We start from the raw sequence: 17,923 nt of genomic DNA, 5'->3' as shown, positions 1-17,923 counted from the left end.
TCGGCAGCGGCATGAGCTACGGCCACAGTCACGGCAACGCCAATCTCCCGACGATCCTCGCCGGCGGGAAGGGGCTCGGCCTGAAACATGGCCAGCACATCGACTACAACCTGCCGGGCATCAAGAACTACAACCTGGCGAACGCCGCCGAGCATTACGGCCTGTGCCACAAGCCCACCGACGGCAATGCCCGCCTGACTAATCTGCTGTTGACGATGATGCAGAAGATGGAAGTGAACGCGGAGCAGTTCGTCGACAGTCTCGGGCCGGTGTCGGAAGTCGTGGCCTAGGATGAATCCGCGCGTCCTCGTCTGCCTGTGGGGGTTGCTGGTGTCGTTCGGCATTCCGCCTTCGTCCTTCGCGCAAGCGTTTGCGTTCCGCACCGATGGCGGCGACGAAAAGCTCCCGTGGTTCCAGCTCAAGCCCGGCGAATTTCCGCCGGAAGGCTCGGCGCACCACATTGCGGGAGAGCTGATCGCTCTCGATCACCTCAACCGCTCCGGCATTCTGCGGCAGGACCGCACGGATGCGATCAGCCGCAGCCATTGGGATGAACAGTTGCCGTTCACCATGTTGTCTTTCGGCTCACTGAGCTACCACGGTGCGCCGGCGGAGATGCGCGACATTCCCATCGGCACGCATTTGCACGGGCAGTTCTATTTCGAGGAGAAGGCCGGGAAGGATGGCAAAGGCGCGTTCACCAAGGCGGTCCGTCTCGAGGATGACTTCAGCTTCTTCGTCCGGCAGCAGCGCGTGTGGCGGGTGGGTGCGGTCGATTTGGAAAAGGGCACGCTCACGGTCACGAGCGTCGGCGCCGAGGGGCCACAGGCCGAGGCGAAGCCCACGGCCTTCGTGGTGAACGCGGCGACGCGGGTTTGGAAGGGGCGAGCCATTGGCGGGCTCGCCGATCTCACGCCGGGGCAATCCGTCTTGATCAATCTCACCGTCTGCACGCTCAAGGGTCCGGGCCGTTGCACCGATATCTGGCTGGATGCGGAAAGCCGCACCGTGGCCAGCGCGCAGCAAGTGGAAGTGCACCGCCAGTTCCAACGCGAGCACGGTCTCGCCGGCTGGGTCGAGGAAGTGGACAACCAGCAAGGCATCATCACCATGGCGCTGTTCGCGGGGTTCGATCCGAAGCTGCTGGAGGATTTCGCGGTCAACGCGCCCGTGTCGTCGGCCGTGGCGGAGGACTCGCTGCGCACCTACGATCAAGGCAGCGACCGGATGAAGGGCGACGTCCTCGAATTGCAAAATGTCCCTCCCGGCCCCGGCGACAGCGGGATCCGGATCAAGTTCAAGCCGGTGACGTTGCTGGAAGGCAACCGCCCGAAGAGAATCCTCCGCCTCTTCTCTGGAAAATGGAAGGTCGACGATATTCCGAAGGAAGAGCGGCTTTACCAATAGCCCGGAGGAGACCGCCATAGCCCGCAGGCGATTAAATTAGACCCCGCATATTTATATACATACGCAATATATATTATATACTTATGTTAAACAAATCGTTACTGGTGGGAATTAATTGGAATTAAATTTTCCACCGCCATGATTTTTGGCGCCAGTCGTGCACAGCTTGGCGCGGACGTTGATTTAACAGAACCAACGGGAGAAGATGCGGTTCAACCCCCAATGAAAAATCCCCTCGCCCTCCTCTGCGCGGTTTGCTGTCTCGCTTCCACTGCGATCGTCCATGCAGAGCCGGCGGCGGAGGCGCAGGCCATCCTGGAAAAGTCCGGCGTGCAGGGTGGGCTCGTCGTCCATCTCGGGATCGGTGATGGCGCGCTCACCGCCGCACTACACGCGAATGACAGCTACACCGTGCAAGGCCTCGACACCGACGCGGCGCGCGTGGCGAAGGTCCGCGAGACGCTTTTCGCCAAGGGTGGTTATGGGCCGGTGAGCGTCGATCGCTTCGACGGCAAGGCGCTCCCCTACATCGATAACTTCGTGAACCTCCTCGTCGCCGAAAACACCGGCGGCATCTCGATGGAAGAGATCCAGCGCGTGCTGGTCCCGAACGGCGTCGCGCTGATCAAGCAAGGCAACGAGTGGCAGAAGACGGTGAAGCCAAAGTCCGGCGTGTTCGACGAATGGACGCACTACTACTACGACGCCAAGGGCAATGCCGTCTCGAAGGACAAACAAGTCGGGCCACCCACGCGCTTGCAATGGGTGGGCAGCCCGCGCTGGTCCCGGCATCACGATCGCATGTCATCGCTCAGCGCGGAGGTCTCCGCCGGCGGCCGCATCTATTACATCATGGACGAGGGCTCGCGTGTCTCGATCCTGCTGCCTTCGCACTGGAGCCTCATGGCGCGCGACGCCTTCAACGGCATGATACTGTGGAAAAAGCCGATCGAGAATTGGAGCGATCACATGTGGCCGCTGAAGTCGGGTCCCACGCAGCTCACGCGCCGGTTGGTCGCGGATGGCGATCACATCTTCGTGACGCTCGGCATCGGCGAACCCATCGCGCGCGTCGACGGTGCGACGGGCAAGGTCATCCGCACCTATCCCGACACCAAGGGCGCAGAGGAAATCCTGCACGTCGACGGCGTGCTCTACTCGCTGGTCAATCCCGGCGACTGGGCGCTGAAGGACTACGCGCCAAAACTACAGAGCGATCAAAAGCGCGTGCAGGACGAATACGAGTGGGACAAGAAACCGCGCATGCTCGTGGCGGTGGATGCGAACACCGGCCAGCTTCTATGGAAAAAAGAGAACACGCTCATCGCGCCCATCACCCTGGCGAGCGACGGCCGGCACGTGGTTTACTACAATGGCGACCAGCTCATCTGCCTCGACGCGAAGAGCGGTGAGCAGCGTTGGGCCAGCGAATCCGAGCCGAAGCGCAGCCTGCTGGAATACAACTTCGGCCCGCGCGTGCTGATCACCGGCGAGACCATTCTCTACGCCGGCGGCGATGGCTCGGAGAAAGGGATCGATGCCACCAGCGGCAAGGAACTGTGGAAAGCACCGCACCAAAAATCCGGCTACCGCTCGCCGGAAGACCTGATCGTGGCCGGTGGGCTGGTGTGGAATGCGCCGACGACGAACAGCAATAGTTCGGGCGAATTCATCGGCCGCGATCCGCGCACCGGAGCGGAGAAGAAACAGTTTTCGCCCGATGTGCCGGATGGCACGTATTGGTTTCATCACCGCTGTTACATCGCCAAGGCAACGGAGGATTACATCATCCCGTCGCGCACCGGGATCGAGTACGTGGACATCAACAAGGAGCACTGGAATCTCGACCACTGGGTGCGCGGCGCCTGCCTTTACGGAGTATTGCCGGCGAACGGGCTCACCTATGCGGGGCCACACAATTGCGCGTGCTACCCGGAGGCAAAACTCGACGGCTTGAATGCGCTCTCCGCAGCCACGTCGCCGTATCCCGCGGTGCCACCCGATGAGCAGCGCCTCGAGCACGGCCCAGCGTGGGGGCAACCGCTGGACGACAAAAAATCGGGCGCGCTCGACTGGCCAACCTATCGCCACGATACCGAGCGCAGCGGTTACGCCGACCAGCCGCTGGCCAACGATCTCAGCAAGGCCTGGAGCGCGGACCTCGGCGGGAAGCTCAGCGCCATGACCGTCGCCGATGGCAAGGCCTTCGTGTCGCAAATCGACGCACACACGCTCCATGCCCTCGACGCGAACACCGGCCAGCCGCTCTGGCACTTCATCGCCGGGGCACGCGTCGATTCGCCGCCCACGATCTGGCAGGGTCGCGTGCTCTTCGGCTGCATGGATGGCTGGGTGTATTGCCTACGCGAAAGCGATGGCGCGCTCATCTGGCGTTTCCAGGCCGCGCCGAATGCGCGCCAGCACGGCGCCTTCGAGCAGGTCGAGAGCGTGTGGCCGGTACACGGCAGCGTGCTCGAGGAAAAGGGCGTGATCAGCCTGGTGGCCGGGCGCTCCTGCTTCCTCGATGGCGGGCTGCGTTTCCTGCGCCTCGATGCGGCGACGGGCAAGAAGCAGGTCGAGCAGGTTTACGACGACAAGGATCCCGACGCGCCCGACCACAGCTTGCAGGAGCGCCACAAGACGCTGCAGATGCCCGTGGCGCTCAACGACATTCTCTCGAGTGACGGCAAGGTGATGTATCTGCGCTCGCAGAAGATCGGCGACGATGGCGTGCGCATCGATATCGGGCCCGTGAGCGGCAATCCCGTACTGCAAGGCTCCGCCCAAAAAGGCGAAGGACGGCACCTTTTCGCCCCGATGGGTTTCCTCGACGACACCTGGTTTCACCGCAGCTACTGGGTTTTCGGCAAGAGCTTTGCCGGCGGCCACAGCGGCTATTTCCAGGCGGGCAAATACACACCCGAGGGCCGCATCCTCGTGCACGACGACAAGAACGTCTTCGGCTATTCGCGCCTGCCGCAATATTACAAGTGGACGACGACGATGGAGCATCAGCTCTTCTCCGCCTCGAAGGACGCGCCCGATGTGGTCGTAAACGCGAACGAAGGGGGCGGGGGCGGCGCGAAGAAAAAGCAGGCGGCGGCGGCCGCCGCGAAAGCAGCGGCGGTGCACCCGTCGGTGAAGTTTGACGCCACGAAGATCGATCCTTCGAATACGCCGCTGACGGTTGAAGCGTGGATCCTGCCCGACGGCCCCGACGGGGTCATTGCACAGCATGGCGGAGGCGCTACCGGTTACGCGCTCGCCTTGCAGGAAGGACGCCCCGGTTTCTCCGTGCGCGCGGAGAAGACGCTGGCCACGGCGGAGTCCGCACGGGCGCTCGATCAAGGCTGGCACCACATCGCCGGCGTGCTCACCGCCGACAAAAAGCTGCTCCTCTTTGTGGATGGGCAGCTCGCCGCGGAAACGAAAGCCACCGGGTTCATCGCCCGCCGCCCGAACCAGGGGCTCGTATTAGGCGATGCCCCCGGCTCGAAGGTGAGCGATTTCGGCAACGGCGCGCCGTACACCGGCCTGCTCGATCAATTTGCGGTGTGGCCGAAGGCACTCGGCGAAGGCGACATGCTCGAACACGCCAATGGCGGCAATTACATCAAGCGCGGCAACGGCGCGCTCATCGCGTGCAGCTTCGATACCGGCACGGCGGGCGATGACGCCGGTGGCGTGCTGATCGGCGCGATGAGCGGCATCGATATTGGCAAGGGTAAGAGCGGCAAGGCACTGTGGTTCCATAAAGCAGGCAATGCGGCCCCGGTAGTCGCCGGAGAGAATGCCAAGGGGGGCGACCAGGAGCAGGCCGCCGCCAAGCTCCCCGCCGGCAGCTTTGTGCAACACCAATGGAACACGCATTCGCCCGTCTTTGCCCGGGCGATGGCCATGGCGAAAGGCACGGTCTTCGTGAGCGGCCCACCGGACATGATCGACGAGGAATATGCGTTCCAACGGATGTCGCAGAAGGATCCGGCCATTTATAAAGACCTCGAGGAACAGGACGCGGCGCTGGATGGAAAATCCGGCGGCACCCTGCTCGCGGTGAAGACGGACAAGGGCGAAATCGCAGGTGACGTGAAGCTCGACAGCCCACCGGTGTGGGATGGCATGGCCATCGCGCAAGGCCGGCTGTACGTCGCCAGTGTCGATGGAAAAGTGACGTGTTACGGACGAAAGTAGCGCCTATGATGAGGCGCCTCGCCTATTTTAACCACAAAGGCACGAAGACACAAAGAGGGGGGGTAGGGCGCGTGTCCCCACGCGCCGGGAGTTACCACCAATCCACTTCGCGACTTCGTGTCTTCGTGGTTCTCTTCCTCTCACTGGCCGCGACGCTGCACGCCTGCTCGGTGCCCGTCTTCCGTTACGCGCTGGATCGCTGGCCAGCGGACGCCTATGGACTCGAAGTCTCGGTTGACGACGCGAAGGACGAAGCGGTCGCGCGGTTTCTGCGGAACTTCACCGACAGCACACCGCTGAATCTCGCGCCGGTCCGCTCGAACGAGACCAGTCCCTCGCGCCTTACCTTTCCGCACGCCGCCGAGGGCGCAGCGCCGATGTGGTCCGATGCACTGGGTTCCAGCACGCTGCCATTGCTCACTGATTCACCCGCCCGCACGGAGCTCGCCCATCGCATCCTCGCCGGCGAAACTGCCGTCTGGCTGCTGGTCGAGAGTGGGGACCGCCAAGCCGACGACCGCGCCGCAGCCGCGCTGGAGAAGCGGCTGCATTATCTCGAACAAGCCGCCGACATCCCGCAGATCGATCCCGACGATCCCTCCAGTGAACTCGGCCCGGGGCCGGTCCTGCGGGTGAAGTTTTCCCTCCTGCGCGTGCACTGGGACGACGCGGCCGAGCAGCCGTTTTTGAAAATGCTGGCCGGCCCGAAACACGACACTGCGCCGTCCACCGGCCCCTGGCTGGCGCTGGTCTTTGGCCGCGGTCGCGTGCTCGGCGCGTGGCCGGCGGAGGGTTTCGGCGACGAACAAATCGACGAGGCGTGCATGTTCCTGCTCGGCGCCTGTTCCTGCCAGGTGAAGCGTATGAATCCCGGTTGGGACTTGCTGCTCAACGTGGATTGGGACGGGGCCCTGCAAGCCATCGGCTATCCGAAAAATGCCGAAGCGCCCACGGAGGTGGTCCGGGTTTCAAATCCGGCTTTCGCGAAGCCGCTGAAAGTGGAGACGGTCACCATGGCCGCGATTGCGCCAGCCAAAACCGCCCTGCCTGCGAATCGCGACGCAGGCCGCACCGCCGGATTCGCGGCAGTAGTCATGCTTCTGCTTGGCAGCGCCCTCGCGTGGCGCACAATGCGAGGCCAACCGTGAAAAAACTCGCCGCCATTTTTCTTCTGCTTGCCGTGCTCCTCGGTGGTGTGGCGATCTACCAGCACCGCTTCGCCCCTTCCGCCGGAACCCCGACGTTGACTATCTATTGCGCGGCCGGGCTCAAGAAGCCCGTCGACGCCATTGCCGAGCAGTACCGCCAGGAAACCGGCGTGGAAGTGCGGCTGCAATTCGGCGGCACCGGCACGCTGCTCAGTGCGTTGCGCGTGGCGAAGCAGGGCGACCTTTTCATCGCCGCCGATGAAGGTTCGGTGGCCGACGCACGCAAGGGTGACACCATTCGCGAGGTCCTCCCGCTCGCCGTCCAACATCCGGTCATTGCCGTGCACAAGGGTAATCCAAAAAATGTCCTGGCCCTCGCCGACCTGCTGCGAGATGACGTGAAAGTGGCGCTGGCCAATCCAGAGGCAGCCAGCATTTCGCGCGTCTCGCGCAAGGCGCTCGGTGAAACTTGGGAAAAACTCGCCGCACATGCGACGGTGATGAAACCGACCGTCACCGAGATCGCCGCGGATGTCAGCCTTGGCACCGTGGATGCAGGAATCATCTGGGACGCGACCGCCGCGCAATTCAAGGAAACCCAAGCCATCGATGTGCCTGAACTCGAGAAGTCCAAGGAAAATGCCTCCGCCTGCGTCCTCTCCTTTTCCACACAGCCGACCGCGGCGCTCCGCTTCGCCCGCTATCTCACAGCGCCGGAAAAGGGCGGAGCGATCTTCAAGGAGAATGGCTTTACCCCCGCGGGCGGCGACAAGTGGGTCGACGTGCCGGAACTGATTCTCTACAGCGGGGGCGTGAACCGGCCCGCGATTGAAGGCCTGCTCGGCCAATTTCGCGACCGCGAAGGCATCAAGCTCACCACCGTCTTCAACGGCTGTGGTATCCTCTGCGCCTCGATGAAAACGATGGGCGGCACGAGCAATCCGAAATTTCCCGACGCCTACTACGCTTGCGATCTGTGCTTCGTCCCACCGGTCGCGGATGTCTTTCCCGAGGCCGTCATTCTCACCGAGACGGACATCGGCATCGTCGTGCCGAAAGGCAATCCGCACGGCGTCAAGACCCTCGCCGATCTTGCGCAGCCGAACTTGAAGGTCGGTCTCTGCAACGCGGAACAGGCGACGCTGGGCTACATGACGCGGGGCATGCTCAAGTCGTCCGGCCTCCAGGAAAGCGTGCACAAAAACGTCGTCGTCGAAACGCCCACGGCCGATCTGCTCGTGAACCAGATGCGCGTCGGTGCGCTCGATGCCGCCATCGTCTATCGCGTGAACTTCCAGCCATCCGCGGAGTTCCTCGATTACCTCCCGATTCAGCACGAAGGCGCGCACGCCGTGCAACCTTTCGCCGTCCGCGCCGACTCGCCCAACGCGCGTCTTGGGCAGCGCCTGCTGGCTTTTCTCAAGTCGAATCGCGCGCAGTTTGAGCAGGCTGGTTTTCAATGGCGCGGCGAGGAAACTGCGGTGCAAAGCAAAGACATCGTCATCCCCGATTGGCTGAAGAACAAATGACGGCGCCGTCCGTGCGGGTTTCCCCATTTTGGTGTGGCCTCACGCTGGTCACCGGCCTGTATCTCGCCTTTCTCCTGGCACTGCTCGGCTCGACCGCGGCCTACACCACACCGCAGCATTTGTGGGCGGCCCTGGATTCACGGGAGATTCGCTTTTCGATCGGGCTCAGCCTTGTCTCCTGCACCACCTCGGCGCTGCTGGCGCTGTTGCTCGCCGTGCCGGTCGGGTATCTCCTTTCGCGCGGGCGTTTCTATGGGAAAGCGTGGCTCGACGCGGCGCTCGATATCCCGATCGTCCTGCCGCCGATGGTCGTCGGACTGTGCCTGCTGATCTTCTTCCAGACGCCCGCCGGCAAGATGATCGAGCGCGTGATCCCATTTACCTACACCGTGGCCGGCGTGGTCCTCGCGCAATTCGTGATTGGCGCGGCGTTTGCCGTGCGCACGATGCGCGGTGTCTTCGATCATCTATCATCCCGCCCGGAGGACGTGGCGATGACGCTCGGCTGCTCGCGCGGACAAGCGGTGTGGCTGGTGACGCTGCCTGCCTCGCGACGTGGCATGTTTGCGGCCTTCAGCATCGCTTGGGCGCGCAGCCTTGGGGAGTTCGGCCCGATCCTGGTCTTTGCCGGGGCCACTCGCTTGAAGACGGAAGTGCTGCCGACCAGCGTTTTCATCGAACTCAGCGTGGGCCGGCTCGAAGCCGCGGTCGCCGTGAGCCTGCTGATGGTCGCACTCGCGCTCATCGTGCTGGTGGCGGTGCGTTTCATGGGGGAGAAACTGTGATCCAGCTCGAGTCCATCGCCTGGCGCGCCGGGACCTTTCGGCTCGAAGACCTCAGCGTGTCCATTCCCACGGGGAGTTACGGCGTGCTCATGGGCCGCACCGGTTGCGGCAAGACCACGCTGCTCGAAATCATTTGCGGCCTGCGCCGCCCGCTGGGTGGGCGCGTGCTCATCGGTGATCGCGAGGTGACTCATGACCTGCCCGCGGCCCGTGGTGTGGGCTATGTGCCACAGGATGGGGCGATGTTTCCGACGATGACGGTCCGCGAACAACTCGGCTTCGCCCTCCGCTTGCGGCGACGTCCCGCCGCCGAGATTGCCGAGCGCGTGGATCAACTGGCCACCGAGCTCGGCCTGACCGCGCTGCTCGAACGCCTGCCGCAAGGTCTTTCCGGCGGCGAACGCCAGCGCGTGGCGCTGGGCCGCGCGCTCGCGGCGCGGCCGAAGGTGCTGCTCCTCGACGAACCGCTCAGCGCGCTCGATGAAGAACTGCGCGACGATCTCGCCGCCCTGCTCCGGCGCGTGCAGCGCGAACACGGGGTGACCGCGCTGCACATCACCCACAGCCGTACGGAAGCGAAATTGCTGGCGGACGTGCTCTTTCGTCTCGCCGACGGGAGGATCACCGAAACCCCTCTCCCTTCGCCGCGTTCATCCGAAACGACCAAACCTGCTTGAGCGGATGAACCCCCACCCTTTCCCAAAACTCACCGCCGAGGAACGCGCCATCTACGAGTGGCAGATGTGGGTGCCGGGATTTGGCGAGGAAGGCCAGCGCAAGCTCAAGGGCGCTTCGGTGCTGATCTCGCGAGTGGGGGGACTCGGCGGAGTCGTCGCGTATCAACTGGCCGCGGCGGGAGTCGGCAAGCTGGTACTGGCGATGGGGGGCAAAGTGAAGCCGAGCGACTTGAACCGCCATCTGCAACAGTCCCACGCGCGGATCGGCGAAGCGCGTTTGCCGGCCGTGGTGCGGCGCTTGCAGGAATTGAATCCGCGCCTCGAGATTGTCGCCGTCGAATCGAATGTGAGCGAAGGAAGCGCGGCCGCGCTCGTCGCGCAGGCCGATGTGGTGGTCGATGCCGCGCCCCTCTTCGAGGAACGCTACGCCTTGAACGAGGCCGCCGTCGCCGCCGGCAAGCCGATGGTGGAGTGCGCCATGTATTCCCTGGAAGCGCATGTCACGACGATCCTGCCGCACCAAACGCCGTGCCTGCGCTGCCTGAACCCGGAGCCGCCCCCGGATTGGAAGCGGCAATTTCCCGTGATCGGCGCGGTGTCGGGCACGGTCGGTTGCCTGGCGGCCGTGGAGGTGATCAAGCTGCTGACTGGTCTCGGCCAGTCCCTGGCCGGCACCTTGCTCACCATGGACCTGGGCACGATGCGTTTTCACCGGCTGAAGATTTCCCGGCGCAAGGACTGTCCCATTTGCGGCGGGCGGTGAGAGACGACTCTGGTTCGATTCTCCGCGTTTCACGATCGTTTTCAGACAAGATGCGGTGGGGCGTTTCCCATAAAGTCGCCGGATTCAATGAAAGCCCCCGCTCGTTCCTCCACCTCGAAGCCGCGTCCATCCCCGCCTCGCTGGCAAGGCGTGTTCCCGGCAATCACGACGCAGATGAACCGTGACGGTTCGCTCGATATCGAGGCCACGACGCACCATGCGGAAGCGCTGATCGATAGCGGCATCACCGGTCTCGTGATCCTCGGCTCACTGGGCGAAAACCAAATGCTCTCGGGTGAAGAGAAGCGGACCGTGGTGCGTGAGTTGGTGCGCACCGTGGGCGGACGCATCCCGGTGCTGAGCGGGGTCGCCGAGACCACCACCGCCGAAGCCGGCCGCTATGCGCGCGATTGCGAGGCGCTCGGCGCCGATGGCGTGATGCTCCTGCCCGCGATGATTTACAAGACACCCGATCCCGCCGAGACGCTGGCGCACTTCCGCACCGTGGCCAAGGCCACCGGGTTGCCAATCATGATCTATAACAACCCAATTTCCTACGGGAACGACATCACGCCGGAGCTGTTCGCACGGCTGGCCGAAGTGCCGAATTTCGTCGCGCTGAAGGAAAGCTCCGGCAATACCCGGCGGATCACGGACCTGCGCAATACGGTGGGAGATCGCTTTGCCATCTTCACGGGCGTGGACGACCTGGCGCTCGAATCGGCGGTGCTCGGCATCGATGGCTGGGTCGCTGGCACCGGCATCGCTTTTCCCGCGCAGAATCAATATCTGTGGGAGTTGATGCAGGCCGGTAAGTGGCAGAAAGCGGTGGAGATTTACCGCTGGTTCACGCCCTTGCTGCATCTCGATACGCACGTGAAATTTGTGCAGTATATCAAGCTCTGCGTGCAGGAGTGCGGACTGGGCAGGGAATGGACTCGCGCGCCGCGGTTGCCGCTCGCCGGCGCAGAACGCAAGGCGGTGCTGAAGATCATTCACGACGGGATTGCGGCCGCGCCGAAAGTGCCGAAGAAATAGATCCATGCGCCACGCCCCCATCTCCCCACAACTCTTCATCGAAAACCGCGAACGGCTCTGACGGCTGCTGCGGCCGAAGTCGCTGGTCGCCTTGAATAACAACGACGTGCTGCCGACCAACGCGGACGGCACGCTCATGCTTCAGCCCAACGCCGATCTCTTCTACCTCACGGGCATCGAGCAGGAAGAATCGCTCCTCGTCCTTTTTCCCGAGGCATCCGACGAACGAAGCCGGGAAATTCTTTTCCTGCGCGAGACTTCGCCGCTCGTCGAGACGTGGGAGGGGAAGCGCCTCTCCAGGGACGAAGCGAAAGCCATCTCGGGCGTCGCGCGGGTCGAATGGTTGTCGGAATTTCCGGGGCTCTTTCGCGGGCTGATGTGCGAGGCGGAGAATGTCTACCTCAACGCCAACGAACACCCGCGTGCGGCGGTGACCGTCGAGACGCGCGAGGCGCGGTTCGTGCGCGATACGCGACACACATATCCGCTGCATCGTTATCAGCGGCTGGCTCCCCTGCTCCACGCCTTGCGCGCGGTGAAATCCGAGACCGAGGTGGCGCTGCTGCGCCGGGCGTGCGCGATCACGGACGACGGCTTCCGTCGCATCGCTCGTTTCATCAAGCCGGGCATCACGGAAACGCAGGTGGAGGCGGAGCTGGCCCACGAGTTCATTTCGCAGAATGCGGGGTTCGCGTATTCGCCGATCATCGGATCTGGCGCGAATGCCTGCGCACTGCACTACAGCGAAAACAGCGCACCCTGCCGAGACGGCGAAATGCTGCTCCTCGACGCGGCGGCGTGTTATGCGAACTACCATGCGGATCTCACACGCACCATCCCGGTAAATGGCAAATTCACGCGCCGCCAGCGGCAGATCTACGATGCGGTGCTGCGCGTGTATCGGGTGTGCGAAGCGGCGCTCAAACCAGGTCTCACGCCGCGCGCCTGGCGCGATCTCGCCGATGAAACGATGACGAAAGAGCTGGTCGACTTGAAATTGATCTCCGCCGCCGAGGTGCGCAAACAGGGACCGGAAAAGAAGGCGCTGCGGAAATATTTCATGCACGGCATTGGACATCCGATCGGCCTCGATGTGCACGACGTTTCGGTAATCGGCGCGCCGATGCAGGCCGGCTGGGTCGTAACGTGCGAGCCGGGCATCTACATTCCCGCGGAGAAGCTCGGCGTGCGGCTCGAGGATACGGTGCTGATCACCGCCCAAGGACCGGCGAGCTTGATGTCCGACACCCCGATGGAGGCGGGCGAGATTGAGTCGCTGATGGCCGGCAAGGGAAGGAAATCGCGCGCCCGTCGCTAGTCATCCCGGATGGAAAAGATCACCGTCATCGATTCCCATACGGGGGGTGAGCCGACGCGGGTGGTAATCGCCGGCGGACCGAACCTGGGCAACGGCCCGATGAGCGAGCGCCTGGCGATCCTGCGTGACCGGCACGACGACTTTCGCACGGCGGTGGTGAAAGAGCCACGCGGCTCGGAGGTGCTCGTGGGCGCGCTGCTCTGCGAACCCAACGACCCCTCGTGCTCAATCGGCGCGATCTTTTTCAACAACATGGGCTACCTCGGCATGTGTGGGCACGGCACGATCGGCGTGGCGGCCACGCTCGCGCATCTCGGCCGGATCGAAGATGGCACGTTTCGGATCGAGACACCGGTCGGCGTGGTGGAGGCCAGGTGGCATGGCGGGGGGCGTGCATCCTTGGTGAATGTGCCGAGCTATCGACGCGCGAAAGGGGTGCGAGTGCGTGTGCCCGAAATCGGTGAGGTGACCGGCGATGTGGCGTGGGGCGGCAATTGGTTTTTCCTGACGAAGAGCGGCGCTGAACGGTTGGCGCTGGCGAACGCCGAGCGGCTGACGGAGATGGCGTGGCGGATGCGACTGGCGGTGAACGCCGGCGGTTTTCCCGAGGTGGATCACGTCGAACTTTTCGGCGAACCGCAGTGCAGCGGCGATTCCCGCAATTTCGTGCTCTGCCCCGGCCAGGCCTACGACCGCTCGCCGTGCGGCACCGGCACCAGCGCGAAGCTCGCTTGCCTGGCCGCGGATGGAGCACTCGAGGAGGGCGCCGAATGGGTGCAGGAAAGCATCACCGGCAGTATGTTTCGCTGCAGCTTTCGCTGGCTGGATCACAGCCGCGGCATTATTGCCCCCACCATCAGCGGCCAGGCCTTCGTAACCGGCGAGGCCACACTGCTGCTCGATCCCCACGACCCGTTTTGCTTCGGCCTTCCCACGTCATCATGAAATCCCTTTTCTCCTTTTTCTTTGCCGTCGTCGCCATCACCACGGCGCCGGCGTGGGCGGTGGATAACGATCGTGCCGCAAAGCTGCATCATCTGCTGGACGAAGAGTGGGACCACACGATGGAAACCTCGCCGACCTGGGCCTCCGAGCTCGGGGACCGGCGCTGGAATGATCGCTGGCCCGACGTGAGCCTGGCCACCATCGAGCGCGAGCACCTGCACAATCAGCAAATATTGGAGCGCCTCGCCACGATTCCACGCGACAGCCTGCCGGCGTCCGATCAACTCAACTACGACATGTTCCGCCTCAACCTCGAAGAGAGCCTCGAGGGTTTTCGGTTCGGCCGTTATCTCATTCCGTTGGATCAGCGGGGCGGCATCCAGACGGAAAATGAACTCGGCGATGCGCTGCGTTTCGAGACGGTGAAGGACTACGAGGACTGGATCGCCCGGCTGCGGTCCTTTGGCGTGTACATGGACCAGACCATCGCCCTCATGCGCGAAGGCCTGCGGCGGCACCTCGTTCAGCCGAAGATCACGATGCAACGCATCCCGGCGCAGATCGCCCGGCAGATCGTCACCCAGCCCGAGCAGAGCCCGTACTTTGCACCCTTGCAGAAATATCCCGCCACAATCACCGCCACCGAGCAGGAACGCCTCGCCGCGGCGGCGAAGGCGGCGATTCGCGATTCCGTCCTGCCGGCTTACCAGCGGTTCCGCGACTTCTTTACCGGCGCCTACCTGCCGGGTTGCCTCGATCAGGTCGGAGCCTGGCAATGGCCGGACGGCGACGCGATGTATGCCTTCCTCGCCCGGCAATTCACCACGACCAAACTCACCCCCCAGGAAATCCACGACATTGGGCTGGCCGAAGTCGCCCGCATTCGCGGCGAAATGGAGAAGGTCAAGTCAGCCAGCGGGTTCACCGGCACGCTGCCCGCGTTCTTCCAGTATCTGCGAACCGAGCCTCGCTTCTATTGCGCCGACGCGGGCCAGCTATTGCTCGAATATCGCGCCACCGCCAAACGGATCGACCCTACGCTGACCAAAGTCTTCCGCACGCTCCCTCGTGCGCCCTACGGCGTCGAGCCTGTGCCGGAAAACATCGCGCCCGACACCTCCGCGGCCTATTATCGGCCTTTGGCGGCAGACGGGTCGCGCCCGGGGACATTCTTTGTCAATCTTTACAAGCCCGAGACCCGTCCGCGCTGGGAAATGATGGTGTTGTCGCTGCATGAGTCCGTCCCCGGACATCATCTGCAGTTTGCGCTCGCCCAGGAGCAGGGGGAACTACCGCACTTCCGCCAGCACGCGGCGTACACGGCTTACGTCGAGGGTTGGGCGCTGTATTGCGAATCGCTCGGGAGCGAACTCGGGCTGTATGATGATCCCTATAGCAAGTTCGGGCAGCTCACATTCGAGATGTGGCGTGCGGTGCGGTTGGTCGTGGATACAGGCCTGCACGCCTTTCATTGGGATCGAGACCAAGCCATCGCGTATTTTCGGGATAACACGCCGCGCTCCGAGCAGGACATCGTGAACGAAGTCGATCGCTATATTTCGTGGCCCGGCCAGGCGCTCGCCTACAAAATCGGTGAACTGAAGATCAAGGAACTGCGTGCTCGCGCCACGCGGGAACTTGGCCCGCAGTTCGATCTGAAAGAGTTTCACGACGTGGTGCTGGTCGGCGGATCGATGCCACTCTCGCTACTCGAACAGCGCGTCGATGAATGGATCCGCCGCAAGAAGAAGTGAATCTGTTTATGCTTAAGTATCTGCTCCCCGTTGTCCTCGCTGCCGTCTCCGCTGCCGCCCTTGCCGGCGGGTCCGCGGAGGATTACGAGCGTGCCCTCAATCTCGCAACACGCACGACGAACAAAGTCTATCGCGCGAGCTTCGATGCGCATTGGCTGCCAGGGAATCAACAATTCTGGTATCGGGTGCAGACCGGGCCGGACGCCTGGGAATATGCGCTCGTGGACGCAGCCAGTGGCGCGACCCAGCGTGCACCGGATGCCGCCGCGTTGGGCTTGCCGAAGCAAGTGCTGAAGACCTCGGAGGCCGCTACGCAGAAGGCACATCCCTCGCGCAAAGGAGGAGTCGAGACGCGCATTCGCTTTCTCAATCATACCACGGAAACGGTCGACGTGTCCTGGATCGATCCCCAAGGAAACAGCAAGACGTACGGACATATCAAAGCCGGCGACGAGATGGCGCAGAACACCTTCGCCGGTCACGTGTGGCTGATTGTCGACGCTATGGGTGGAACGCTCGCGGTGCTCGAAGCGAAGGCGGAACCGCTTGAGATCGTGATCGATGGCAAGGGCACGGCGCGCGAGGCGGGTGACGAGCCCGAACACCCTCGCGACGGTGGCCTTTCGCCAGATGGGCGATGGGAAGCGCGCTGTGAGAATCACAACGTGGTGCTGCGACAGATCGCCAATGGTGAGACAGCCGCACTCACCAAGGACGGGACTGCCGACCGGGAATACCGCGGACCGATCGCCTGGGCCCCGGATTCGCAAAGCTTCGTCGTCACGAGTGTCGCGAAGGTGTCGCAGCGGCAGGTGACTATCGTGGAGTCCTCGCCGGGCGATCAGGTTCAACCGAAGGTGATTACCTATCCTTACACCAAACCGGGTGATCCCCTGCCGAATCCGCGACCTGTGCTCGTGCGGATGCACGGCCGCAACGTATCCCTGATCGATAATGCGCTCTTCCCCACGCCGTTTACCGAGAGTCTGTCGGTGAAGGTGCGCTGGTCGCCACGCAGCAATGAGTTTTATTTCGACTATAACCAACGAGGGCATCAGCTCTATCGGATCATCGGTGTCGCCGCCGCGACAGGCGCTCCGCGTGTAGTAGTCGAGGAAAAGAGTGATAACTTCATCGACTATACGCACAAGACATGGCGCCATTGGCTCGACCAAACGGGCGAGTTGCTGTGGATGAGCGAGCGCGATGGCTGGTGCCGATTGTATCTCTACGATGCAGCCACGGGGACTGCGAAAGGCGTGGCGACGCGTGAGCGCGGGGTCGTGCGTGAGATCGAAAAAATGGACGAGCAGAAACGCGTGGTGTGGTTTTTAGGGAGTGGTCTGCGCGCGGACGAGGATCCGTATCACCTGCATTTGTGCCGCGTGGGATTCGACGGCACCGGTTTCGTGCAACTCACAAAAGGCGACGGCAACCATGAGGTGACGTTTTCACCGGACGGGCGCTATTTCATCGATCGCTGGTCGCGCGTCGATCAGGTGCCGGTCGCGGAGTTGCGGCGGAGCGATTCCGGCGCGCTCGTGTGTGAACTGGAACACGCGGATGCGCAGGCACTGCTCGGCGCGGGCTGGACGATGCCGGAACGCTTTACCGCGAAGGGGCGCGACGGGAAGACGGATATCTTCGGCATTATCATCAAACCGTCCAACTTCGATCCGGCGCGGAAATATCCCGTGCTCGAGGAGGTGTATGCCGGGCCGCATGGTGCCTTTGTTCCGAAAACCTTCGGGCGCCTGCTGCGCCAACACATGCTGGCGGAACTCGGCTTCATCGTCGTGCAGGCCGATGGCATGGGCACGAACCATCGCGGCAAGGCGTTTCACGACGTGGCGTGGAAGAATCTCAAGGACGCCGGTTTTCCCGATCGTATTGCCTGGATCCGCAGCGCGGCGACCACGCGACCGTGGATGGATCTCGGGCATGTCGGCATTTACGGTGGATCGGCTGGCGGGCAGAGCGCGATGCGGGCGTTGATCGATCACGCTGATTTTTACCAAGCCGCCTTCGCCGACTGCGGATGCCACGACAACCGGATGGACAAAATCTGGTGGAATGAGCAGTGGCTAGGCTGGCCGGTGGACGACTCGTACATTCGCAATTCGAATGTCGCCGACGCCAGCAAGGTGAAGGGCGCGCTGATGCTTTGCTTCGGCGAGGTTGATCACAACGTCGATCCCGCCACGACCATGCAGGTCGTAAATGCACTGGAAAAGGCGGACAAGGATTTCGAATTGCTCGTGATGACCGGCACCGGTCATGGCGCGGCGGAGACCCCCTACGGCGGCCGGCGACGGATGGATTTCTTGGTGCGCCATCTCCTCGGCGTGGAACCTCGCCACCCGTGAGC

The 17,923-nt window shown here is 63.1% G+C and carries 12 protein-coding genes and 1 pseudogene; all 13 read left to right on the top strand.

Features of this window, described 5'->3' with window-relative positions; genetic code table 11:
* Nucleotides 1–290 (top strand): annotated as a pseudogene (locus ABJF10_RS10240) (hypothetical protein); the annotation flags it as partial.
* Between the two features lies 1 nt (nucleotide 291).
* Nucleotides 292–1,407 (top strand): hypothetical protein, encoded by a 1,116-nt coding sequence (locus tag ABJF10_RS10235; protein WP_348544461.1) that lies wholly within the window; start codon nucleotides 292–294, stop codon nucleotides 1,405–1,407.
* Between the two features lie 222 nt (nucleotides 1,408–1,629).
* A complete protein-coding gene (locus ABJF10_RS10230) occupies nucleotides 1,630–5,598 on the top strand; it encodes a PQQ-binding-like beta-propeller repeat protein (protein ID WP_348544460.1) in 3,969 nt (1,322 codons plus the stop codon).
* Nucleotides 5,599–5,723: 125 nt separating this feature from the next.
* On the top strand, nucleotides 5,724–6,746 hold the full coding sequence (locus ABJF10_RS10225) for a hypothetical protein (protein ID WP_348544459.1): 1,023 nt from the start codon (nucleotides 5,724–5,726) through the stop codon (nucleotides 6,744–6,746).
* Nucleotides 6,743–8,275 carry a substrate-binding domain-containing protein gene (locus ABJF10_RS10220; protein WP_348544458.1) on the top strand — a complete coding sequence of 511 codons (1,533 nt, stop codon included), beginning with the start codon at nucleotides 6,743–6,745 and terminating at the stop codon, nucleotides 8,273–8,275. Before ABJF10_RS10225 ends, ABJF10_RS10220 begins: the two co-directional genes overlap by 4 nt.
* Entirely contained in the window at nucleotides 8,257–9,060 is an 804-nt protein-coding gene (locus tag ABJF10_RS10215; protein ID WP_348544457.1) for an ABC transporter permease, read from the top strand. The genes ABJF10_RS10220 and ABJF10_RS10215 overlap by 19 nt, the downstream gene beginning before the upstream one ends.
* Nucleotides 9,057–9,737 (top strand): ATP-binding cassette domain-containing protein, encoded by a 681-nt coding sequence (locus ABJF10_RS10210; RefSeq protein WP_348544456.1) that lies wholly within the window; start codon nucleotides 9,057–9,059, stop codon nucleotides 9,735–9,737. The genes ABJF10_RS10215 and ABJF10_RS10210 overlap by 4 nt, the downstream gene beginning before the upstream one ends.
* Before the next feature lie 4 nt (nucleotides 9,738–9,741).
* Nucleotides 9,742–10,500 (top strand): HesA/MoeB/ThiF family protein, encoded by a 759-nt coding sequence (locus ABJF10_RS10205; protein WP_348544455.1) that lies wholly within the window; start codon nucleotides 9,742–9,744, stop codon nucleotides 10,498–10,500.
* An 87-nt stretch (nucleotides 10,501–10,587) separates the two neighbouring features.
* A complete protein-coding gene (locus tag ABJF10_RS10200) occupies nucleotides 10,588–11,538 on the top strand; it encodes a dihydrodipicolinate synthase family protein (protein WP_348544454.1) in 951 nt (316 codons plus the stop codon).
* 64 nt (nucleotides 11,539–11,602) lie between these two features.
* Nucleotides 11,603–12,856, top strand: coding sequence for an aminopeptidase P family protein (locus ABJF10_RS10195; RefSeq protein WP_348544462.1), 1,254 nt, complete (start codon nucleotides 11,603–11,605; stop codon nucleotides 12,854–12,856).
* A gap of 9 nt (nucleotides 12,857–12,865) precedes the next feature.
* On the top strand, nucleotides 12,866–13,801 hold the full coding sequence (locus ABJF10_RS10190; protein WP_348544453.1) for a proline racemase family protein: 936 nt from the start codon (nucleotides 12,866–12,868) through the stop codon (nucleotides 13,799–13,801).
* A complete protein-coding gene (locus ABJF10_RS10185; protein WP_348544452.1) occupies nucleotides 13,798–15,555 on the top strand; it encodes a DUF885 domain-containing protein in 1,758 nt (585 codons plus the stop codon). Before ABJF10_RS10190 ends, ABJF10_RS10185 begins: the two co-directional genes overlap by 4 nt.
* Nucleotides 15,556–15,563: 8 nt before the next feature.
* A complete protein-coding gene (locus ABJF10_RS10180) occupies nucleotides 15,564–17,921 on the top strand; it encodes a prolyl oligopeptidase family serine peptidase (protein WP_348544451.1) in 2,358 nt (785 codons plus the stop codon).
* Nucleotides 17,922–17,923: the final 2 nt, after the last annotated feature.

The sequence above is a fragment of the Chthoniobacter sp. genome (assembly GCF_040003245.1).
In the GTDB taxonomy this organism is placed as follows: Bacteria; Verrucomicrobiota; Verrucomicrobiia; order Chthoniobacterales; family Chthoniobacteraceae; genus Chthoniobacter.
The sequence above is the reverse complement of the archived record's forward strand: the minus strand, read 5'-3'. Positions and strand labels throughout refer to the sequence as shown.

Excerpts from the sequence above, each read along its gene's own strand:
- ABJF10_RS10235 (WP_348544461.1), top strand. The coding sequence starts at position 292 with ATGAATCCGCGCGTCCTCGTCTGCCTGTGGGGGTTGCTGGTGTCGTTC.
- ABJF10_RS10230 (WP_348544460.1), top strand. The coding sequence starts at position 1,630 with ATGAAAAATCCCCTCGCCCTCCTCTGCGCGGTTTGCTGTCTCGCTTCC.
- ABJF10_RS10205 (WP_348544455.1), top strand. The coding sequence starts at position 9,742 with ATGAACCCCCACCCTTTCCCAAAACTCACCGCCGAGGAACGCGCCATC.
- ABJF10_RS10200 (WP_348544454.1), top strand. The coding sequence starts at position 10,588 with ATGAAAGCCCCCGCTCGTTCCTCCACCTCGAAGCCGCGTCCATCCCCG.
- ABJF10_RS10190 (WP_348544453.1), top strand. The coding sequence starts at position 12,866 with ATGGAAAAGATCACCGTCATCGATTCCCATACGGGGGGTGAGCCGACG.
- ABJF10_RS10185 (WP_348544452.1), top strand. The coding sequence starts at position 13,798 with ATGAAATCCCTTTTCTCCTTTTTCTTTGCCGTCGTCGCCATCACCACG.
- ABJF10_RS10180 (WP_348544451.1), top strand. The coding sequence starts at position 15,564 with ATGCTTAAGTATCTGCTCCCCGTTGTCCTCGCTGCCGTCTCCGCTGCC.